This window comes from Lysobacter sp. Root494, assembly GCF_001427225.1.
Taxonomy (GTDB): Bacteria; Pseudomonadota; Gammaproteobacteria; order Xanthomonadales; family Xanthomonadaceae; genus Agrilutibacter.
The window spans coordinates 1,311,312-1,332,737 of sequence record NZ_LMFH01000005.1 but is presented as its reverse complement, the minus strand read 5'-3'; the positions used below and the strand labels follow the sequence as shown (position 1 = coordinate 1,332,737).

Annotated in this window: 22 protein-coding genes; all 22 read right to left on the bottom strand. The window is 67.3% G+C overall.

Going from position 1 to position 21,426, the window contains the following annotated elements:
* Window positions 1-255 (bottom strand): chemotaxis protein CheW (locus tag ASD14_RS09260; protein WP_162247692.1); only part of this gene is annotated, 255 nt, incomplete at its 3' end.
* A 41-nt stretch (window positions 256-296) separates the two neighbouring features.
* Window positions 297-2,435 (bottom strand): methyl-accepting chemotaxis protein, encoded by a 2,139-nt coding sequence (locus ASD14_RS16605; RefSeq protein WP_056132001.1) that lies wholly within the window; start codon window positions 2,433-2,435, stop codon window positions 297-299.
* Window positions 2,436-2,452: 17 nt separating this feature from the next.
* Window positions 2,453-3,544 (bottom strand): porin, encoded by a 1,092-nt coding sequence (locus ASD14_RS09250; RefSeq protein WP_056131998.1) that lies wholly within the window; start codon window positions 3,542-3,544, stop codon window positions 2,453-2,455.
* A 171-nt stretch (window positions 3,545-3,715) separates the two neighbouring features.
* Entirely contained in the window at window positions 3,716-4,186 is a 471-nt protein-coding gene (locus ASD14_RS09245) for a chemotaxis protein CheW (RefSeq protein WP_056131995.1), read from the bottom strand.
* Window positions 4,187-4,295: 109 nt separating this feature from the next.
* Window positions 4,296-6,263, bottom strand: coding sequence for a chemotaxis protein CheW (locus ASD14_RS09240; RefSeq protein WP_056131992.1), 1,968 nt, complete (start codon window positions 6,261-6,263; stop codon window positions 4,296-4,298).
* A 95-nt stretch (window positions 6,264-6,358) separates the two neighbouring features.
* Complete coding sequence (locus tag ASD14_RS09235; protein WP_056131990.1) at window positions 6,359-6,724, bottom strand: response regulator; 366 nt, start codon at window positions 6,722-6,724, stop codon at window positions 6,359-6,361.
* A complete protein-coding gene (locus ASD14_RS09230) occupies window positions 6,721-7,011 on the bottom strand; it encodes an STAS domain-containing protein (RefSeq protein WP_056131985.1) in 291 nt (96 codons plus the stop codon). The genes ASD14_RS09235 and ASD14_RS09230 overlap by 4 nt, the downstream gene beginning before the upstream one ends.
* A gap of 69 nt (window positions 7,012-7,080) precedes the next feature.
* Window positions 7,081-7,782 carry a chemotaxis protein CheW gene (locus tag ASD14_RS09225; RefSeq protein ID WP_056131982.1) on the bottom strand — a complete coding sequence of 234 codons (702 nt, stop codon included), beginning with the start codon at window positions 7,780-7,782 and terminating at the stop codon, window positions 7,081-7,083.
* Window positions 7,779-8,552: a ParA family protein gene (locus ASD14_RS09220; RefSeq protein WP_056132440.1), complete on the bottom strand. Its 774-nt coding sequence runs from the start codon at window positions 8,550-8,552 to the stop codon at window positions 7,779-7,781. The genes ASD14_RS09225 and ASD14_RS09220 overlap by 4 nt, the downstream gene beginning before the upstream one ends.
* A 1-nt stretch (window position 8,553) precedes the next feature.
* Window positions 8,554-9,651 (bottom strand): flagellar motor protein MotD, encoded by a 1,098-nt coding sequence (motD, locus tag ASD14_RS09215; protein ID WP_082538843.1) that lies wholly within the window; start codon window positions 9,649-9,651, stop codon window positions 8,554-8,556.
* A 10-nt stretch (window positions 9,652-9,661) separates the two neighbouring features.
* Window positions 9,662-10,399, bottom strand: a complete 738-nt coding sequence (locus tag ASD14_RS09210; protein WP_056131979.1) for a flagellar motor protein — start codon at window positions 10,397-10,399, stop codon at window positions 9,662-9,664.
* Window positions 10,400-10,408: 9 nt separating this feature from the next.
* Window positions 10,409-12,229, bottom strand: coding sequence for a chemotaxis protein CheA (locus ASD14_RS09205; RefSeq protein ID WP_082538842.1), 1,821 nt, complete (start codon window positions 12,227-12,229; stop codon window positions 10,409-10,411).
* A gap of 3 nt (window positions 12,230-12,232) precedes the next feature.
* Window positions 12,233-12,865: a protein phosphatase CheZ gene (locus ASD14_RS09200; protein WP_056131976.1), complete on the bottom strand. Its 633-nt coding sequence runs from the start codon at window positions 12,863-12,865 to the stop codon at window positions 12,233-12,235.
* Window positions 12,862-13,254, bottom strand: coding sequence for a chemotaxis response regulator CheY (gene cheY, locus ASD14_RS09195; protein ID WP_056131973.1), 393 nt, complete (start codon window positions 13,252-13,254; stop codon window positions 12,862-12,864). The genes ASD14_RS09200 and cheY overlap by 4 nt, the downstream gene beginning before the upstream one ends.
* A gap of 50 nt (window positions 13,255-13,304) precedes the next feature.
* Entirely contained in the window at window positions 13,305-14,066 is a 762-nt protein-coding gene (locus ASD14_RS09190; protein WP_056131969.1) for an RNA polymerase sigma factor FliA, read from the bottom strand.
* Window positions 14,063-14,971, bottom strand: a complete 909-nt coding sequence (locus ASD14_RS09185) for a MinD/ParA family protein (RefSeq protein ID WP_056131967.1) — start codon at window positions 14,969-14,971, stop codon at window positions 14,063-14,065. Before ASD14_RS09185 ends, ASD14_RS09190 begins: the two co-directional genes overlap by 4 nt.
* Window positions 14,958-16,793 (bottom strand): AAA family ATPase, encoded by a 1,836-nt coding sequence (locus ASD14_RS09180; RefSeq protein WP_056131965.1) that lies wholly within the window; start codon window positions 16,791-16,793, stop codon window positions 14,958-14,960. Before ASD14_RS09180 ends, ASD14_RS09185 begins: the two co-directional genes overlap by 14 nt.
* 133 nt (window positions 16,794-16,926) lie before the next feature.
* The gene (gene flhA, locus ASD14_RS09175; RefSeq protein WP_056131963.1) at window positions 16,927-18,999 is read right to left on the bottom strand and encodes a flagellar biosynthesis protein FlhA; all 2,073 of its coding nucleotides are present in this window, start codon (window positions 18,997-18,999) and stop codon (window positions 16,927-16,929) included.
* Window positions 18,996-20,150 carry a flagellar biosynthesis protein FlhB gene (gene flhB / locus ASD14_RS09170; RefSeq protein ID WP_056131961.1) on the bottom strand — a complete coding sequence of 385 codons (1,155 nt, stop codon included), beginning with the start codon at window positions 20,148-20,150 and terminating at the stop codon, window positions 18,996-18,998. Before flhB ends, flhA begins: the two co-directional genes overlap by 4 nt.
* Window positions 20,151-20,157: 7 nt before the next feature.
* Window positions 20,158-20,946 (bottom strand): flagellar biosynthetic protein FliR, encoded by a 789-nt coding sequence (gene fliR, locus ASD14_RS09165; protein WP_056131959.1) that lies wholly within the window; start codon window positions 20,944-20,946, stop codon window positions 20,158-20,160.
* Window positions 20,946-21,146 (bottom strand): hypothetical protein, encoded by a 201-nt coding sequence (locus tag ASD14_RS16495; protein WP_235565349.1) that lies wholly within the window; start codon window positions 21,144-21,146, stop codon window positions 20,946-20,948. Before ASD14_RS16495 ends, fliR begins: the two co-directional genes overlap by 1 nt.
* A gap of 5 nt (window positions 21,147-21,151) precedes the next feature.
* Window positions 21,152-21,421 carry a flagellar biosynthetic protein FliQ gene (locus ASD14_RS09155; protein WP_056131952.1) on the bottom strand — a complete coding sequence of 90 codons (270 nt, stop codon included), beginning with the start codon at window positions 21,419-21,421 and terminating at the stop codon, window positions 21,152-21,154.
* Window positions 21,422-21,426: the final 5 nt, after the last annotated feature.

Below are 21,426 nucleotides of genomic sequence, written 5' to 3'. Positions count from 1 at the left end.
GACGTTGAGCACGATCATCACGGTGAGCGCCGTGTACTCGGCGCGCTCCAGGCGGAACTTCAGCCGCATGTCGATCACCGGCACGATCGTGCCGCGCAGGTTGATCACGCCTTTGATGTAGTCGGGTGCGTCAGGCAGGCGGGTCACCGCGTCATAGCCGCGGATCTCCTTCACCTTGAGGATGTCGACGCCGTATTCCTCGCTGCCCAAGGCGAAGGTGAGGAACTCGGCGGTGGGAGCGGTGGCTTGGGACATGGGTGTGCTCGGTAGGTGGTTGCGGACAGGCGGCAGCGACTTCAGCTGTTCGCCGCGTGCCTGATGGCGAGCGGCGTGACCTTGCCCAGCCGGGCGACGTTGCCGTCCTGGCGCAGGCGGAAGGCCGCGACGGTTTCCACCAGCTGCGAGGCCTGCTGCTCCAGGCTGCGTGCGGCCGCGGACGCCTCTTCGACCAGCGCCGCGTTCTGCTGCGTGCCTTCGTCCATCTGCGTGATGGCGTGGTTGACCTGCTCGATGCCCGCGCTCTGTTCCTGCGAAGCGGCCGAGATATCGGCGATGAAATCGGTCATGCGCTGCACGCTGGTCACGATCTCCTGCATGGTCTGACCCGCGCGATCGACCAGGGCCGAACCTTCGCCGACGTGGCTCACCGATTCGGTGATCAGCTGCTTGATCTCCTTGGCGGCGCCGGCCGAACGCTGCGCCAGCGAGCGCACTTCGGAAGCGACGACTGCGAAGCCACGGCCCTGTTCGCCGGCACGCGCGGCTTCAACGGCGGCATTGAGCGCGAGGATATTGGTCTGGAACGCGATGCCGTCGATCACGCCGATGATGTCGGCGACCTTGCGCGAGGAGTCGTGGATTGCGCTCATCGTGGTGACGACCTGGCCGACCACCTGGCCGCCGTGCCGCGCAATCTCCGTCGCGCCGATCGCCAGCTGGTTGGCCTGCCGGGCGTTGTCGGCGTTCTGCTTCACGGTCGAGGTGAGCTCCTCCATCGACGAGGCGGTTTCTTCCAGCGAGGCAGCCTGCTGTTCGGTGCGCTGCGACAGGTCGTCGTTGCCGGCGGAGATTTCCATCGCTGCCGAGTTGATCGCTTCGCTGCCGGTGCGGATGCGATTGACTATTTCGGTGAGCTGGCTGGCAGTGCGGTTCGCATCGCCCGCGAGCCGGCCGAAGCGGCCGGGCAGCTCGGCATCGATGCGGCGCGAGAGATCGCCTTCAGCCATGGCCGACAGCACCGAGCCCACTTCGGCCAGCCCATCGTCCGCGGTGGCCATGAGCGTGTTGAGGCTGTTTATCAGCTCGCGATAGAAGTAGGCGAATCGCGCCGCGTCGCCTCGCTGCGAAAAGTCGCCGGCGACGGCGGCATCGACCAGGTGCTTGATCTCGGCATTGACGGCCTGCATGCCGGCCTTGACCGCTTCGACCGCGGCCGTGGCTTCCGCCTTCTTGCCGGGCATGCGATCGACGTCGCGCGACAGGTCGCCACGTCCGTACGCGGCCACGACATCCAGGATGTGCAGGAGGGCATCGATGTGCGAAGCCACCAGCGCATTGGTCTGTCCGGCCATGCGGGCGTAAGCGCCCGGGAAACGATCGACGGGGATGCGATGGCCGATTTCGCCAAGCTCGTGCTGGTCGAACATTTCACCCTGCGCGGCGGCATAGCTGCGCAGCACGCCCACCATGTCGCGCATGGCGCCGGCGAGGCGCCCGATCTCGCTGTTGTCCGATGCGGGAATGCGTCCTTCCAGTTCGCCGCGCGCAACCGACTGCGCGACCGCCACGACCTGCGTGAGCGGCCTGACGATGGAGCGGGTGATCAGGATTGCCGACATGATCGCCAGGGCGAGCGCGATCGCCAGCATCAGCCCGATGGCCCAGAGGTTGAAACGGTAGCCCGCTTCCTGCGCCGCCACTGCGTTGTTGAGCAGGACGATGTTGTAGTCGAGCAATGCGGCAACGGCATCGGCGGTGGCCTGGCGCAGGTCGCCCGCCTGTTTGGCAGGCGCCAAGTCGCCGGTCTTGAGCGCTTCCACGAGTCGGCGGCTGTTGTCGAAGTAACGGTCCGCCCTGGCCTGCACGTCTTCGTACAGCTCGCGCTCGCGGGCGCCGGCAATCTTTGCCGCGTAGCCGCTGGCCAGCTCATGGAACTGCTTCGCGCCCTCGGTGAGCTCGGCCGCATATTCGGCCGACTTCGCGGGGTCTTCGTGGCTGGCGACGAGACCGCGTTCGCTGACGCGGTATTCGGCGAGCATGGTCGCCAGCCGGCCGAGGTCGCGGATCGAGGGGACCGACTCCTGCGTCACCGCCCGCACGGTGTCCTGGGCGTTGCCCATGCGCTGCGCTGCGAATGCGCCCATGACGACGATGAGCAATGCGAGGGCGGCGAAGCCGAGCGTCAGCCGCCTGCCAATGGTGAGGTTCTGCAACATGGCGTACTCCGAAGAACTCAATAGGTGAGCTGCAGCCGCGCGCCGACGACCAGTGGTTCGTCGTGCACGCCGCGGCGCGCTGCGTCGACGCGAAGGAAGTTCGCGATCAGCCGCACGTTGGAATAGAAGTAGCAGGTAGCCGCAAGGCCGATGCTTTCGGCATGCCCGCCGGCCACGATGTCGTCGTCGAGGTCGATGGCGCTCCAGCGCAAGCCCAGTTCCCAGGCCGTGCCGTCATCCGCCGACGGTGCGGTCGCTATGCCGCGCTTGTAGGTACGGGCGCTTCCGCGCGGTGACCAGGTGAGCAACATGCTGCTGGCATTTCCATGGAAGTCGGCGGCGCCATCGCGGCGCGCGATGACCTGGGCGGCTTCGCCCTGGAGCGACCATGCGCCGCGCATCCACAGGCCCTCCACCGCGGCGCGATCCATTCGATCCACGCCGGCCAGCGAACCGGTGGATGCTGCCTTGAGCGCGGTGAGTGCGGTACCCGGTGCCGCGCTGAAGGAACCGCGTTCGTTCTGTGGCGATTCGCTGGCAATGCTGAAACCGACGTGTGCGGCGCCGTCGTCGTCCTTATGCAGCAGCCAGGTGCCACGCGCGCTCGCACCGGGCGATTCGCTGGTGCCATCCAGGCGCTGGCCGAACACGGCAACGTTGAAGGTGCCGCGCGAGCCGAAGCGCGCGTATTCGGCGCCGATTCTGCGGCTGATCGCGAAGGCGCCGACGAAGGACGCTTCGAGGAATGCGGTCTGCTTGTCGCTGTTGGCGTCCTCGAGCGTGAACGGCTGCTTGAACTGGCCGAGCCGGAACGCGTGTCCCTCGCGCGGCGTGACTTCCAGGTACGCATCTGCGGGCGTGCGGTCCGCGAAGTCATGCTCGGCGACGAATTGCCAGCGCTTGCCGGCATCCTTCAGGCGAAAGCCGATGCGTGCCCGACGGAACCCTTCCTCGCCCTCCGCGCGTGCGAGATCGGAGTCGACCTGCGCCCACTCGTACTGCACGTTTGCGCTGGGCGATACATCGAAAGGCAATGGGGCCGCGGCGGCGGCCAGCGGAAAGCCCGCGCACGCCACGATGCAGGCGCCGCGAAGCAGGTTGAGAGACATTCGGAACTCCGTAAGACGTAGGGACCAGGTTTCGGCCTGACTGCGTCCTGCAAGGTGCCGTGACCACTACATCGGCCGTTTGCCATATTTCTGAAATGTCCCGGCAACGCATGCGCTCAAACGCAAACCGGCCGCATTGCGCGGCCGATGTGGTTTCACGGGAATGGCTCTTCAGGCTGCCTGTGCGGTGACGAGCCCCATCTCGGTACTCGCCATGAGCCGTTCGATGTCGAGCAGGATGAGCATGCGTTCGTCGAGCGTACCGATGCCGGTGAGGAACTGGCGATCGATCGTCGCGCCGATCTCCGGCACCGCGCGGACCTGCTCGCCGCTCAACTGCACGACATCCGACACGCTGTCCACGACCATGCCGACGACGCGGTCGGCGACGTTGAGCACGATCATCACGGTGAGCGCCGTGTACTCGGCGCGCTCCAGGCGGAACTTCAGCCGCATGTCGATCACCGGCACGATCGTGCCGCGCAGGTTGATCACGCCCTTGATGTAGTCGGGGGCATCGGGCAGGCGGGTCACCGCGTCGTAGCCGCGGATCTCCTTCACCTTGAGGATGTCGACGCCGTATTCCTCGCTGCCCAGGGCGAAGGTGAGGAACTCGGCGGTGGGAGCGGTGGCTTGGGACATGGGTGTGCTCGGTAGGTGGTTGCGGACAGGTGGCAGCGACTTCAGTCGTTGCGTGCCTACTTCCGCCTGCGTGATGACGGGTGGCCTGCGTCCGGGAAGCGCATGAGGTTCATGCCGCTGCTGGCAGCCGTACCGGTTGTGCAATGCCGGCCGGATCGACGATCAGCGCGACGCGCCCGTCGCCCAGGATCGTCGCACCCGATACGCCGGGCACGCGGCGGTAGTTCGCTTCGAGGTTCTTCACCACGACCTGGTGCTGGCCGAGCAGGTCGTCCACTTCCAGCGCAAGGCGACGGCCGTCGCTTTCCACGACGACCGCGATCGGGTTGCCGTGTTCGGCATTGCGCGAAGCCGGCAACCCGTATTGTTCGGCAAGGTTGATCAGCGGCAGGTAGTCCTCGCGTACGCGCAGCACGCGGCTTTCCCCGGCAATCGTGCGCACATCCGAGGCCGCAGGCTGCAGCGATTCGATCACGATGTTCAAAGGCACGATGAAGACCTCGTTGCCGACCGCGACGGACATGCCGTCGACGATCGCCAGTGTCAGCGGCAGGCGGATCGAAATGGTCGACCCCGTGCCTTTTCCGCTGCGGATCTCGACCTGCCCGCCCAGCGCCGAGATGTTCTTGCGGACCACGTCCATGCCGACGCCGCGACCCGACAGGTCGGTGAGCTGTTCGGCGGTGGAAAAGCCCGGAGCGAACACGAGGTCCCACACCTGTGCGTCGGTCGGATTCTCGGGCACGTGCAGGCCACGTTCGGCCGCCTTGCGCAGGATGCGTTCGCGATCAAGGCCGCGGCCGTCGTCGCCGATCTCGATGACGATGTGGCCACCCTGGTGCGCGGCAGTGAGGGTGATCGTGCCGGTTTCGTCCTTGCCTGCGGCGCGGCGTTCGGCCGGGAGTTCGAGGCCGTGGTCGATCGCGTTGCGCACCAGGTGCACGAGCGGATCGACGATCTTTTCGATCACGCCCTTGTCGAGTTCGGTCGCTTCGCCCGACGTGCGCAAGTGGACTTTCTTGCCCAGGCGCGCGGCCAGGTCGCGCACCATCCGCGGGAAGCGGCTGAAGGCGAATTCCACCGGCAGCATGCGCACGCCCATCACCGATTCCTGCAGGTCGCGCGTATTGCGCTCGAGCTGCACGAGGCCTGCCATCAGTTCCTCGTGCGCGACAGGGTCGAGCTGCTCGGAACGCTGGCGCAGCATCGCCTGCGTGATCACCAGCTCGCCGACGAGATTGATCAGCGCATCGACCTTGCCGACCGCCACGCGGATGGAGTTGTCATGGTCGCTGGTGCGGCGGTTGGCCGCCACGGCGATATCGGGTTCGGCCGGTTCGCTGCGCGCGCTCACCGGAGCGGTCGCGGCGGAAACCTCACTGCGGTGGGCTTCGATCGACAGTTCGCACTCGTCCTCTACCCACGCGAACGCCTCGTCGATCGCGCTGCGCGGCACGCTGCCGGGCAGGGTGAGATCCCAGGCGAGGTAAGCCTCGTACGGATCCATCTGCTCGAATCGCGGCAGGCGCACGTCGAGGCAGGTCACGCCCAGCTCGCCGTGGCTGGCCAGTTCGCGCAGGATCCGCAGCGGATCGTTGCCGCTCATGAACAGCGATGCGGCCGGCGTGAAGCTGATGCGCCAGTCGCCGTTGTCGGTGTCGACCGTTTTTGGGGGTTCGGGAGCCGGCTTGGCTTCCGCTGCGAGCAGCCGTTCGAGGCCGCTGCGCGCCTGGGCGAGTGCGGCCTGGTCGATCGGATCGCCGTGTTCGCAGCCGGCTAGCAGTCCACGCAATACGTCGACGGACACCAGCAGCGCGCCGGTCGCGTCGCCATCGAGCACGCGCCGCCCGCCGCGCGCTTCATCGAGCAGTGTTTCCAGCAGATGGGTCAGATCGGTGACGGCGGTGAACCCGAACGTCGCCGCGCCGCCCTTGATCGAATGCGCCGCGCGGAAGATGACGTTGATGGTCTCCGCATCGCTGCGGCCGGACTCCATCGCCAGCAGTCCGCTCTCCATCGCGTCCAGTCCTTCGCGGCTTTCTTCGAAGAACGCAGCGTGAAAACGGGTGATATCCATGATGGCGGGCGAACCGGAAAGTGGAGAAGGGCGATGCGGTCGAAACGCGGAGAGGCGCAGCGCGGCATGAGTACCGCGACGCGCCAGTTCCTCGGCTATCCGAGAACCTTGCGGACGGTAGCGACGAGCTGTTCGGGATCGAAGGGCTTCACCAGCCAGCCCGTCGCGCCGGCGGCCTTGCCTTCCTGTTTCTTGTCACCGCCGGATTCGGTGGTGAGCATGAGCAGTGGCGTGAACTTGTAGTTCGGCAACTGGCGCAACTCGCGGATCAGCGTGATGCCGTCCATGCGCGGCATGTTGACGTCGGTGACGACGGCGTCGAATTTCTGGGTGCGGGCCAGTTCCAGTGCCGCCTGGCCGTCTTCGGCTTCGCGAACGGAGTAACCGCCCGAGCTCAGCGCGAAGGCGACCATCTGCCGCATGGAAGTGGAGTCGTCAACGATCAGCAGTTGCGCGCTCAAGCGGGCTCTCCGGTATGTATGTCGACGCCCAGGCTGACCGCGAGTCCGAGTTGGCGAGCGGCGGCTGCGAGGGTCGGTGAGGGCAGGGTGATGGTGGTGTGGTGGCCGCGCGCGGCGCGATCGCGCACGAAGGCATGGAGCAACTGCAGTCCGGCGGCATGCACGCGCTGGACGTGCTCGCCCGCGAGCGCCAGCGGGCTGTCGTCTTCAAGGAGCGGTTGCAGCGCGGCCTGCAGTTCGGCGACGGATTCGATGCCGAGATCGGATTGCAACGTGAGCTGGGTCATGGCGGCGACTACAGCGATGGATTCCTGTGGTTTAACGGCAGCGGACAATCGGACTTGAGTTCGGGGCGTTCACCCGAACAACGCTCCCGCATCCAGCAGCACCGTCGGCGCGGCGCCGACACGCGCGATGCCGACGACCGGTCCGGGCGCGCTGCCGGGCAGCGGAGGTTCGATGCGGTTCTGGGTCAGCGTCACGACGTCCTCGACCAGCGTGACCAGCACGCCGATGAGTTCGTCGCCGCGTTCCACCACGACTATCCGGCTGCGTTCTTCAAGCTCTATGCACGAAATGCCCAGCCAGAGGCCGAGATCGAACACCGGCACGATGCGGCCACGCAGGTTCATCACGCCGAGCACTGCGCGTCCCGCACCACGCATGGCGACGATCGGCGTGACCCGGACCACTTCCTGCACGCACAGCAGTTCCAGCGCATAGCTGCCGTTGCCGACCGCCACGCGCAGCCAGCGGTTGGAGGCCAGCGTCGAGCTGTTCCGTATCGCTGGCGCTGGCGAGAGCGGCTGAAAGGGGGCCGTGGGCATAGCCGGCGAAGCGGCCAACACGCAGGCCTGCGGCGACCTGGCTTCCGCCGGAGCAACCACGGCCGGCGAAGCCGTTTCGGCCGCGGCCGGTGCGACAGGCGCGATCGGTTCCGCAACGGCTTCGCTCACCGTCGGCGCAGGCGCATCCATGGCAACGGGTGTTTCCACCACGCCATCGAGCAATGCGCCGACGTATTCGTCGACCTCGTCGAGTGCGGAGTTCGCGTTCATGCGGCCTGCCGTTGCGAAGCGTCGGGTTGCGCCAGCAGCCACGCCAGTGCGCGCCGGTAGGCGTCTGCGCCGCGTCCCGACGGCGGCGCTGCGGCCGTCAATGCATTCGCGTCGCGAAGACGGGTATCGACCGGTACCGCGGCCGGCCACACGCGGCCTTCGTAGCGATCGTGCAGCAGGTCGAGGTTGTGGATGCCCGAACGCGTGCGCCGGTCGTAGAGCGTCGGCAGCACGAAGCTGGGCAGCGTGCGGCGGCGCGAGCGTTCGACCATTTCCGCCGTGCGGAGCATGTCGGCGAGTCCGTGCAACGCGAGCTGGTCGGTCTGCGTGGGCACGACCAGGCGATCGGCCGCGGCCAGCGCGTTGATCATCAGCAGACCCAGCGTGGGCGGGCAGTCCAGCAGCACGTAGTCGAAGGTCGCGTGCACGCCGTGCAATGCGCGGCCGAGGGCGAGACCCAGGCCAGGCTGCGTGGCGCCGCGCCGTTCCAGTGTTGCGAGCGCGGGTTGCGCGGCGACGAGCCTGAGACCTTCGATATCCGTGCTGCGTGCCAGCGATGCGAGCGAAACACCGCTCGTGCCGAACAGGTCATGCGTGCCGGAAGGCGGCGGATTCGCGGGTACCGCGAACGCGCGCGTCAGCGAAGCGTGCGGGTCCAGGTCGATCAACAGGACGCGATGGCCCGCCTGGGCGAGGCCGCGTCCGAGGAACAGGGTGGTCGTGGTCTTGCCCACGCCGCCCTTCTGGTTCGCAATGGCCCAAACCTGCATGTCAGCCGGCTCCCGGTTGCGGCGTGGCATCGGTCGCGACCGATGCACGGATGTCAGGAAGTACGCCGCTGCGCGCAGCCGGATGGCCGGCAGCGGTGACGGAAGTGGATGCCTGCGCGCCGTGCGTGGCATTGGATGCGGAAGCGTTGTCTTCGCGCATGCCTGGCATGGGCGGCGCAAGCGATGGTTCCGGGTCGGGCGCGGGTTCCAGCGCGATGGTTGGCCCCGCCGAGGGCACGGCATCCGGTCCGGCAGGCGCGGCGAGAATCACCAACAGCACGCGACGGTTCGCATTGCGCCCGGGCTCGGTAGCGTTGTCCGCGATCGGCTGGTATTCGCCGTACCCCACGACGGCGAGCCGGCCAGGACGGATGCCGTCGGCGATCATCGCGTGCACGACACTGGCCGCGCGCGCCGCGGACAGTTCCCAGTTGGAGTGGAACTGCGGGGTGCTGATCGGGCGGTCGTCGGTATAGCCTTCGACGCGCACTGCGTTGGCTTCATCGCGCAGCACGGCGGAGAGCTTGCGGACCGTGGCCATGGCGAAAGGGCTCGGCTCCGCCACGCCGCTGGCGAAGAGGATGTCGCTCTGGATCTCGACTTCCAGGTAGTTGCTGCCGCGGCGCACGGTCACGAGCTTCTGCCGCACCAGTTCGGACAACGCATCGGTGATCTGGCGTCCCAGCGTGTTGAGCTTGCGCTCGCGTTCCATCGCCGTTTCCTTCGCACGCGCTTCGGCGGCCGCCTGGGCGCGCGCCTGGCCGAACGTGGGCATGTCCAGCGACTGGCGGATGCGAACCATGTTCACCGGGCTGGTGGAAGCCGGCCCATTCTTGGCGGCTGCCGTCTGCATCGAAGGCCGGTCGAAGGCAGATCCGCGCAGCTGCGTTTCGCCGAGCTGCACGGGCGAGATGGTGTGCGGGGGGCCGCCGAACGCCGACGACAGCGCATCGGCAAGCACGCGGTACTTGCCTTCGTTGAGCGATGAGATCGCGTACATCACGACGAAGAAGGCGAGCAGCAGCGTGAGCAGATCGCCATACGGAATCGCCCAGGCCTCGTGGTTCGCGTGTTCCTCGTGATGATGCCTGCGTGCCATCCGTGCCGCCTCACAGGTAACCGCTGAGGCGCGCTTCGATGTTGCGCGGGTTCTCACCCTGCGCGATCGCGATGAGGCCTTCCACGATCATCTCGCGTTCTTCGGTCTGCGAATTGACCAGGCCCTTGAGCTTGCTGGCGATCGGCAGGAGGGCGAGGTTGGCCGTGCCGATCCCATAGATCGTGGCGGTGAACGCGGCCGCGATGCCGTGGCCGAGCTTGCTCGGATCGGCGAGATTCTTCATCACCGCCATCAGTCCAAGCACCGCGCCGATGATGCCGAGCGTAGGTGCGTAGATGCCCATGCCTTCGTAGACCTTGGCGGCGGCGAGATCGCGCGAACTCTGCCCATGCATCTCGATCTCGAGCATCTGCCGGATCGATTCGGGCTCCACGCCGTCGACCACCATCTGCAGGCCTTTGCGCAGGAAGGGGTCTTCCAGGTTCTGCACCTGCGCTTCCAGGCCCAGCAGGCCCTGCTTGCGCGCCGTGGTGGACCATTCGACGAGCTGCGCGATCATCGCGCGTCGATCGCTCGGTGGCGGCCGGAACACCCAGCGGACTATCGTCAGTGCGCGCCTGAAGGTGTGGATTGGCGTCTGCACCAGGATCGACGCGACGGTGCCGACGATGACGATCACGAACGCGGCGGGCGACCACAGGCCCGACAGTCCCGCTCCCTTGAGCACGCTGCCGCCGGTGATCGCGGCGATCGCCAGCACGATGCCAATGACGCTGAGTCTGTCCATATGAGGGCGTTATCGGCTTGTGCGCGTGGAACTTGATCCGCGCGATGCCTCCGCGCACTCGCGCAGACCCGTGCGCAGCAGCGCATCGACGTCGAGGATCAGCGCCATGCGGCCATCGCCGACCAGGCTTGCGCCCGCGTAACCGGGGAGACCGCGCAGTGTCGGCGGCAGGGCCTTGATCACGACTTCCTCGCGGCCACGCACGCGATCGACCGCAAGGCAGTAGCGCTGCTCGCCGGACTGCAGCACTACGCCGGTAACGAGAGGCAACGAAGCGGGGGCCATGCCCAGCCACTCGCGCAGGCCGAGCAACGGAATGGGCGCCTGGCGCAGGTCGAGCATCGGTTGCCCGTCGATCGACAGCGCACTGGCCGGTTCGTGCGTGAGTACCTCGACCACGCGTACCAGCGGCAGGGCGTACACGTCGCCTTCGATTTCCACCAGCAACGTCGGCAGGATGGCGAGCGTCAACGGCACGCGGATGCAGAAGCGGCTGCCTTCGCCGACCGTGGAATGGATCTGTACCTGTCCGCTGAGTTCGCGGATCTTCGACTGCACCACGTCCATGCCGACGCCGCGGCCGGAGAGGTCGCTGACTTCGTCGCGCGTGGAGAAGCCGGCCAGGAAGATCAGCTGCAGGCATTCCTCGGGAGACAGGCGCGCGGACGCTTCCCCGGTGATCAGCCCCTTCTCGACGGCGCTGCGCCGGATCTTTTCCGGGTCGATGCCGGCACCGTCGTCGCGCACTTCGATGTTGACGTGGTCGCCTTCCTGCTGCGCGCTCAGGCGCACGCGGCCCAGTTCGGGCTTGCCGGCACGCCGGCGTGCGTCGGGCATCTCGATGCCGTGGTCGATGGCGTTGCGCACCAGGTGCACGAGCGGATCGGCGAGGGCTTCGACGAGGTTGCGGTCGAGTTCGGTATCGGCGCCGATGACTTCCAGTTCGACGTTTTTCTTCAGCTGGCGCGCGACGTCGCGCGCGAGTTTCGGAAAGCGTGCGAACACGCGACCGACCGGCTGCATGCGCGCGGTCATCACCGCCGACTGCAGGCGCGACGTCGCGACGTCGAGCGCGGCGACTGCACGGTCGAGGTCGTCGTCGCGCAAGCGGGGGCGAATGGTCTTGAGCCGGTTGCGGGCGAGCACGAGTTCGCCGACCAGGTTCACCATCGCGTCCAGCCGGCGTACGTCGACGCGCACGGTGGCGTCGGCGTCGTGATGGGCCGGAGCCGGAACCTGGCTGGCTTTCGAAGCTTTGCCGTTGTCGACTGCGGCGGGCTTCGCGGGTTCGGGTACCGGTGCGGGAGGCGGATTGGCAGCCGCCTGCAGGCTGTCGAGCAGCGCCTCGAATTCGAGATCGTCGATGGCGTCGCCGCCCGCCGCGAATTGCGCGATCGCTGCTTCCGCGGCGGCGGCTGCGACAGGCTTGTGTACGTGCGTGCCCGGATTGCCCATGCCCGCGCGCAGCGAAGCGATCAGCGCGTGCGGAGCCGGATCGAGCGAGTGGCCGGCCGACACGGCCTGGAGCATGTCGCCCAGCAGGTCGAGCGCCTGTTGCGCGCCATCGAATGCGATGGCATCGAGCGGAACCTTGCCGCTGCGCGCCGCATCCAGCCGGTCTTCGGCGGCGTGGCAGACCTCCACCATCGGGACGAAGTCGAGGAAGCCGGCGCCGCCCTTGATCGTGTGGAACCCGCGGAACACCGCGTTGAGGCATTCGCGATCGCGCGGATCGTGTTCGAGCACGACCATCTGTTCGCCGAGCTGGTCGAGGATCTCGCGCGCCTCGACCAGGAAGTCGGCGCAGATGTCGGAGGCCATTGCGGACACGCGTTACAACCCCAGCGATGACAGCAACTGGTTCGCGTCGTCCTGCGTCGCCGCGGGCGCATCGATACCGGCCAGGGACGGACCCGAGCCATGGCTGGAAAGATGCAGCGGCTGGTCCGTGAAGCCGGACGGAGACACTTCACCGAGACCCACATGCACGGCGTGCACCAGTTGCACGACACGGCGAATGATCTGCCCGGTGAGATCCTGGTAGCCCTGCGCCGCGGTCATTTCCGAAAGGCGCGCGCGAATGGCGGCGACGGTCGCAGCCACGTCCTCGTCGACGGAGGAAGCGGGCAGGGTGCCGAGCAGCGTGCGGCACTCCTGGATCAGGTCGAGTGTGTGGTGGCTCGCGTCCTCGCTCATGCGCACGACGTGTTCGAGGCGTGCGCAGGCTTCCGGTAGCGAGCCGCCATCGGCCACGCCGGTGCCATTGCCCATCGCCTGGTCGAGTTCGCGCGCGAGTTTCGCCAGGCCCTGCACCAGTGGTTGCGTGCGCCACTGGATCAGCTCGTCGACATGCGTGCGCCATGCGACCGAATTGTCGGCCTCCAGCGCGTCGAGCGCCGCGTGCAGGCAGGCGATCACGGCCTGGCGGTCGCCCAGGCGTCCGTCCAGTGCCGGAATCGCATTCACGCCGCCGCTCCCAGCCGTTCGAAGATCTTGCCGAGCTTGTCGCCGAGCGTCGCTGCGGTGAACGGCTTGATGACGTAGCCGTTAACGCCGGCCTGCGCGGCTTCGATGATCTGCTCGCGCTTGGCTTCGGCGGTGACCATCAGCACCGGGATCTTCGACAGCTGCGCATCGGCGCGGACGGCCTTGAGCAGGTCGATGCCCGCCATGCCGGGCATGTTCCAGTCGGTGATCACCAGGTCGAACGGACCCTTGCGCAATTCGACCAGCGCGCTGTTGCCGTCATCAGCTTCGGCGGTGTTGAAGAAGCCCAGGTCGTTGAGCAGGTTCTTGACGATGCGTCGCATGGTCGAGAAGTCGTCGACGATCAGGATGCGGATGTTCTTGTCCATGCGGGGTCTCGTAGTGCGTGTGATGCGGAAGTAAGAGGAGGGGCGTGCGGTCAGGCGAGGATGTCGTCGTCCTCGTCGTGGTCGCCGCGCCATTCGCCCAGGCGGGCGCGCAGGCGCACCATCGCCTGACCATGGATCTGGCAGACGCGCGACTCGCTGACGTTGAGCACGGCGCCGATCTCGCGCAGGTTGAGTTCCTGCTCGTAGTAGAGCGACAGCACCAGCTGTTCGCGTTCGGGCAGCTGGCCGATCGCACCGCCCAGTGCCTGGCGGAAGGCGTCGCTTTCGAAGGCGCGCGCGGGGGTGGCCTTGCCGGTAACGGCCAGGCGCGGCTCGCCGTCGTGTTCCTCCATGTGCGCGTCGAGGCTCACCAGTTGGCCACGAGCAGCGTCTTCGACCATGTGGTGGTATTCGTCGAGGCTGACGCCCAGTGCGGCGGCGACCTGTTGCGCCGTTGCGGCTTTGCCGGTGCGCTGCTCGATGTCGCGCGTCGCGGCGACGAGGTCGCGATAGCGGCGATGCACCGAACGCGGCACCCAGTCGCCGCGGCGGATCTCGTCGATCATCGCGCCGCGGATGCGGATCGATGCGTACGTCTCGAAGGCAGCGCCCTGGTCGGCCTGGAAATTGCGCGCGGCATCGATGAGACCGAGCATCCCGGCCTGGATCAGGTCGTCGATTTCCACGCTGGCGGGAAGACGTGCGGCAAGATGATGCGCGATGCGCCGCACGAGCTCGCCGTGGCGCTCGACGATGTCGTGCGCGGAGCCCTGCTGTTGCGCGCGGTACTGCGCGGCGGCGCTGGCGTTCATGCGGCGGCGCTCCGTGGACTGTTGGCGGAGGCCTGGCCGAGGATGCGTTCGATGAAGAACTCGACGTGCCCGCGCGGCGCGGCCGGCGACTGCCATTGGCGCGAGCGGCGCGCGATGTCGCGGAAGGCGAGCGCGGCAGGTGCGGACGGGAACGCGTCGACGACGGATTCCTGGCGTTGTATCGCGCGGCGCAGCCATTCGTCGCGCGGAATCGCGCCGAGGTAGCTGAGCGTCACATCGAGGAAACGCGACGTGACGCGTTCGAGTTTCTCGAACAGCTGGCGGCCTTCGACCGCGTGCTGCACCTGGTTGGCGAGCACCTGCACGCGGGTGACGCCGCGTTCGCGGCTCAGCACCTTGATCAGCGCGTAGGCATCGGTCACGGAAGCGGGTTCATCGCAGACCACGACGACCACGTCCTGCGCCGCCTGGCAGAAGGTGAGCACGCCGTCGGCGATGCCTGCTGCGTTGTCGACGACCATCGTGTCGATCGGCACGTCGAGTTCGCTGAAGGCGTGGACCAGGCCCACGTGCTGCTGCGGAGTCAGCTCGGTCATGTGGCGCTTGCCCGACGCGGCGGGAACGATCATCAGGCCGTTCGGGCCTTCGAGCACGGTGTCGCGCAGCTCGCAGCGGCCGGCGAAGACGTCGGCGAGGGTGAAGCGCGGCGAGAGGCCCAGCATCACGTCCACGTTCGCCAGGCCCAGGTCGGTATCGAGCAGCAACGTGCGCTGGCCGGCGTTGACCAGGGCCGCGGCGAGATTGATCGACACCGAGGTCTTGCCGACGCCGCCCTTGCCGCTGGCCACCGCGATCACCCGCGGCGCCGGGGTGCCTGTCGTGCCCGTGGCTGCCGTACCAGTGGCGACCTGCGAGGGGTTCGGGTGCGAATCAGGCGAAGGCATGGCGTTCCTCTATGGCCAAGGGGTTAACGGCAGCACCGGGCGCTTTCTTCAGCTCAGGCTCCAGTGCCAGTTTTTCGGCGGCGCGCCGTTCGCTAGCCTGGGAACCGAGGATGTCGGTGAGGCTTTCGGCGCTTGCGGCTTCCAGGTCCTCGGGGACGAGTTGCCCGCTGCAGGTGTAGGCCAGCGGCAGTTGCTGCTGCGCCAGCACCGACAGCGCGGCGCCGAGGCGGCCGGATTCGTCGAGCTTGGTCAGCACTACGCCCTCGGGCGCGGCCGGGCGGTAACGGCGTGCGATTTCGGTGAGGTCGTGCGGATGCGCATTCGCGGGCAGCACCAGCAGGCTGCGCAGGCGGCTGGACGAACGCAGCCACAAAATCTGGCGGAGCAGGGCGCGATCGCGCACGCCGTAGCCGGCCGTGTCGACCAGAACGAGCGGGTAGTCGCCCAGCTGTTCCAGCGCGCGGCCGAGCGCATCGGCGTTGTCGGCATCGCACACGCTCACCCCGAGCCGCCGGCCGAGCGCGTGCAGCTGCTCACGGGCGCCGGTGCGCTCGCGGTCGATGCTGACCAGCGCCACGTCGCGGGCGCGATGGCGCGCGGCATAGCGTGCGGCGAGCTTGGCCGCGGTCGTTGTCTTGCCCGCGCCGGTCGGGCCGACGAGGGCGATGACGCCACCTTCCTCGATCGGCTCGTTGCGCGTGATGGTGAGCGTGCGCATCAGCCCATCGAGCATGGGCCGCTGGATTTCGGACGGCGCGACGCGCGGATCGAGGTTGGCGGCGACCGTCTGTGCGATAGCGGTGTCGCAACCCAGGCCCAGCAGCGCTTCGAAGGCGGCTGCGCGCGCCGGCGAGCCGCGCAGGCGTTCGAGCGACAACTGTTCCATCTGCCGTTCCATCAGCTGGCGCATGGTGGCCAGCTCGCGGCGCATGGCCGCGATGGTGGGATCGGTGTCGGTGGCTTCATTGGCAACCGCGTGGAGCGGACGCGATGCGGACGCAGGGGCTTCCAGCGATGTCGCTTCGATGAGCGGTGCCGCAGCAGGCACGGGGCGAGTGCCGGTCGCGAGGGAAATCAGGTAGTCGGCGTCGCTCTCGACCGCTTCGCTGGAAGTGTCTGCGGTGATCGCTGGCACCGCTTCGAGCACGACGGGTGCTTCGCTGGTCACGGGAGCAGTAGTGGGCTCCGGATCGCCTGCCGCCTCATCGATATCGGGAGCGGCGTCGGCCGACGGATTGAAGACCGCCATCATTTCCTCGAAGCGCGAGCCGTCTTCCCTGGCCTTCGGCGCAACGGTTGGGAGTTCCACGTCCGACCGGGGAGCCGCGGTGAGCTCGGCCAGCGTCGGTTCCTGGTCGTTCGCCGACGCGTCGCCGATGCGGAAGATGGCGCGTGCACGGGAGATCAGCGATTCGCGAGGCACGGAGTTGGCGTCGCGTGCCGACGGCGTTGCCGCAGTTGCGTGATGGGTGATGCTCGCAGCGAAGGGGGCTGGTTTAGCAAGCGGCTCGGTATCGACGGTCTTCGATGTGGGCACTGCAACCGCGGTCACTACTGGCGCTGCGGTCGCGTCAACCGCAGCAGGCGCAGCCGTTTTCGAACTCAGGTTAACGACCACGGCAGGCGAAGCCGGCGCCATCTCCGGCGCGGCCACGCGCAAGGCCTGCGCGACCAGCGCTTCGTCGTAATCGGTTGCGGCGACGACCTCGATGCCATCGGCCGTGGCGCGATTGGACAGGATCACCGCGTCCGGACCCTGCTCGTCGCGCACCATGCGCAACGCGGTGCGCATGTCGGGAGCGATGAAACGTTTGATTCTCATGGTTGAAGCCCGTGATCCGTAATGGGTGACTCGTGGTTCTTTGAAGCGACTTCCGCTGGAGCGGTGACTCGGCGTCGATGGCGATGTGTCATTGCTGCTGCTCCTTACAGATCACCTTTCGCGAATCCAGCTCTCATCCGATCGATCCCACCAACCGCAACCGCTTGTCTTCCGGCACCTCGCCGTAAGCCAGCACCGAGAGCGACGGGATGCTGTGGCGTACGAGCCGGGCGATCGCCGCACGGATGCCGCCGGGAACCAGCAGCACCGCGGGTTCGCCACGGCCTTCCTGGCGGGTGACGCATTCGCTGAGGTTCTGGTGCAGTCGTTCGGCGAGTCCGGGTTCCAGCGCGGCGCCCTGGCCGTTGACCGACTCCTGCAACACCCGTTCCAGACCGGGTGCCAGGGTGTAGACGGGGAGTTCCGCCGCCATCCCGTTGAGTTCCTGGACGATGAAGCGGCCCAGAGCGGTGCGCACCGCGGCGGTGAGCAGGGCGGGATCCTGCGTGTGCGCACCGTGTTCCAGTAGCGCTTCGACAACCTGCCGCAGCTGCCGCACGGGCACGCGTTCGGCGAGCAGCGACTGCAGCACCTTCACCACCACCGACAGCGGCAGCAGCTTGGGCGTCAAATCTTCGACGAGCTTGGGCGCGCTGCGTCCGAGAGCCGTCAGCAGGTGTTGGACTTCCTCGTGGCCGAGCAGTTCGGCCGCGCGCTCGCGGACCAGGTGCGAGAGGTGCGTGGCGACGACGGTCGCCGCGTCGACCACGGTGTAGCCCAGCGATTCGGCATGCGCGCGCTGGTTCGGCGTGATCCACACCGCATCCAGTCCGAACGCGGGATCCTTGCCGGGAATGCCTTCGACCGGTCCGAACACGCGGCCAGGATCGAGCGCGAGCTCACGATCCGGATGCAGCTCGCCACCGGCGATCGGCACGCCATGCACCAGCACGCGGTACTGGTTCGGTGCGAGCTCGAGGTTGTCGCGCACGTGCACGGCCGGGATCAGGAAGCCAACGTCCTGCGTGAGCTTGCGGCGCACGCCCTTGAGGCGCGCAAGCAGCTGTCCGCCCTGCGCCTTGTCGACGAGCGAGATCAGGCGGTAGCCGACTTCCAGCGCCAGCGGTTCGACAGGACGGATCTCGTCCCAGCTCAGTTCCGCTACGGAAGGGTCCACAGGTTGTGCAACGGCTTCAGCTTCCGCGGCCTGCTCTTCCTGCATCGCGCGGCGCCGCAGCTTCCATGCCGCGAAGCCGAGAATGCCTGCGAGGAGCAGGAACGGAATGTTCGGCATGCCCGGCACCACGCCGATCAGGCCCAGCAACGCCGCGGATACGGTCAGCGCACGCTGGTGTCCGAAGACCTGGCGCGAAACCGCCGAACCCATTTCCTGCTCGCCGGTGGAGCGCGTGACCAGCATCGCGGTGGCCGTGGCGATCAGCAGCGCGGGCAACTGCGCGACGAGGCCATCGCCGATCGCGAGCAGGGTGTAGGTCTGCGCGGCATCGCCGAAGGCGAGATCGTGCTGGAGGATGCCGATCACCAGTCCGCCGACGAGGTTGATCGCGAGGATCAGGATGCCGGCGATGGCGTCGCCGCGGACGAACTTGCTGGCGCCATCCATCGAGCCGTAGAAGTCGGCTTCGTCGCGGACTTCCTGGCGGCGCAGCTTTGCGTCTTCGCGCGTAAGCAGGCCGGCGTTGAGGTCGGCGTCGATCGCCATCTGCTTGCCGGGCAGGGCATCGAGGATGAAGCGCGCCGACACTTCCGAAATGCGGCCCGCGCCCTTGGTGACCACCACGAAATTGACGATGGTGAGGATCGCGAAGACCACGATGCCCACCGCGTAACTGCCGCCGATGACGAACTGGCCGAAGGATTCGATCACGTGGCCCGCCGCGCCGGGACCTTCGTGGCCGTGGAGCAGGACGACGCGCGTGGAAGCGACGTTCAATGCGAGGCGCAGCAGCGTCACCAGCAGCAGCACGCTCGGGAAGATCGAGAATTCCAGCGGCCGCTTCACATAGACGACCGCAAGCATCACCACCAGCGACAAGGCGATGTTGATGGTGAACAGGGCGTCGAGCAGCATCGGCGGCAGCGGCACCACCACCATCGCCAGCATCGCGAGCACGACCAGTGGCGCAGCCGCGCCGTTGCGTAGGCTGGTGGCGAGTCCGCTGGTATTCGCCGTGGTCGAACTCACGGCGCCGGATTCCTGACGTCATCGTCGACTGCGCCGTCGGCGCCAACGTCGATGCCGGCGAGTGTCGGCATGGCGCCACGACCCGGCACCCAGGCACGCAGCTGGTACACGTAGGACAGAACTTGTGCGACGGCGGCGTAGAGCTTCACCGGAATCTCCTGGTCGACCTTGGCCAGGCGATACAAGGCGCGTGCCAGCGGCGGTGCCTCGACCACGGCAATGCGGTGCTTGCCCGCGACGTCGCGGATCGACAGCGCCATCTCGTCCACGCCCTTCGCCACGACCTTGGGCGCGCGCATCGCCCCGGCGCTGTACTTCAGCGCGACCGCGTAGTGGGTCGGATTGGTGATCACCACGTCGGCCGTAGGCACCGCTTCCATCATCCGGCGCCGCGACATCTCGCGTGCAATCTGGCGCACGCGCGCCTTCACTTCCGGATTGCCTTCCGATTCCTTCAGCTCGTCGCGCAGTTCCTGCTTGGTCATCTTCAGCTTGCTGCGATGCTGGAAGTGCTGCCACGGCACGTCGATCGCGGCGAGAAGGCCCAGGCCGGCCACCATCGCGAGCAGGGACGTCGTTGCCAGCCCAACCCCTTCGGACACGGCCACCTCGAGCGAGGCATGCGGAAGCGTGACGAGCGTGTCGAAGGCGCGGTACACCATCCAGCCTCCGATTCCGCCGATCAGTAGCACGCGCAGCAGCGAACGCACGAGTTCGACGAGGCTTTCGCGCCCGTACATGCGCTTCAGCCCGTTCATGGGATTGAGCCGGTTGAGGTCGGGCTGCAGCGCCTTGCCGGCGAAGCGCAGGTTGCCCATCACGATCGGCGCCACCAGGCACGCGCCCAGCGCGGCGGCGAACAGCGGCAGCATCGGCACGAGCAGTCCGGTCAGCAGCGAAGCCGCATGCGGCAGCAGGCGATCGGGTGCATCGATCAGCGCGGGATCGATCGTGAGCGCATCGTGCAGCCACTCGCGCGATGCCCCGCCCATGCTGCCCGCGGTGACCTTCAACGCCAGCACGGCGCAGCCGAGCACCGCCACGTTGCCCAGTTCGCGCGAGCGCGGGACGTCGCCGCGTTCGCGGCCTTCGCGAAGTCGTTTCTCCGATGGCTGTTCGGTGCGGTCTTCCTGGTCGCCGGCTTCGCTCATGGCTGGCTCATCCGGTGAGGCCGCGTGCCGTGGCGAAGGCGTCGTCGAAGAGTTGCTGCACCGGCACCTGCAGTTCGCGGGTGAGCAGCATCAGCAGCACCAGCCCGACCAGTAGCGATACCGGCAGGCCGATCGCCATGGGATTGAGCTGGGAGGCGGCGCGCGCCAGCACGCCGAACGCGATGTTCACCGCGAGCAGCGCCATCATCACCGGCAGCGCAAGCAGCACGCCGGCGCGCAGGGTGGTGGTGAAGAAGGTCGGCACCGCGGCAAGCAAGGCCTGGCGATCGGGCAGGCTCGCGCCGATCGGCAGTCCGTCGTAACTGTTGGCGAGCAGGCGCACCAGCGCGAGATGACCGTCGAGGGTGAAGAACAGCAGCGCGAATACCAGGTAGAACCACTGCGACAGCACGGGTGACGACGCGCCACTGAGCGGGTCGGCCATCGTGGCGAACGACAGGCCCATCCCCTGCGAAACGAGTTCGCCCGCGAGCTGTCCGGCTTCGAAGGCCAGGCGCAGCAGCAGGCCGATCACGATGCCTATCGTCACTTCGCGCAGCACGCCGAGCACAGTCGGCGCATCGACACCCATTGCCGGTGGCGTTGGCAGTACCGACGAGATCGCACCGGCCAGCGCCAGCGTCACCATCATCCGCGCGCGCACCGGCATCCCGCGGCCACCCAGTACCGGCAACACCTGCACGGCCGCGCCAATACGCAATGCGTACCAGAGCACGGTGCCGAGCATGCCGAACAGGTTGACGCCGCTGGCGGTGGTGAGGGTGACGGAGTCCATCAGTCGCGTAGCCCGCAGACTTCTTTCGTGAGCGCCGTCTTTTCGCTCGTCATTCCTGCGAAAGCAGGAATCCAGTGACTTTGCTCTTGAATTTGTGCCTGGTTCGCACAGAAAGAGCAAAGGCACTGGATTCCCGCTTTCGCGGGAATGACGAACAAAAGCAACGGCAGGAGCACAAGCAAGGGCGACGGCAGCGACATCTGCGTCACCCGATCAAATGTGGAATCCGCTGGAACAAATCGGTGGTGAACGACACCAGCCGTCCCAGCAGGAAGTGACCCGTCAGGCCCAGCGTCACCGCGAGGGTGAGCGCCTTGAAGACGAAGGCGATCGTGGGCTCGTTGATCTGTGTGGCGGCCTGCACGATGCCAACCAGCACGCCGACGACGAGCACCGCGATCAGCGGCGGCGCGCCCAGCAGCAGCGCGAGCTGCAGGCCGTTGGCGATCTCGCTCAACGCGGTTTCGGGAGTCATCGGAT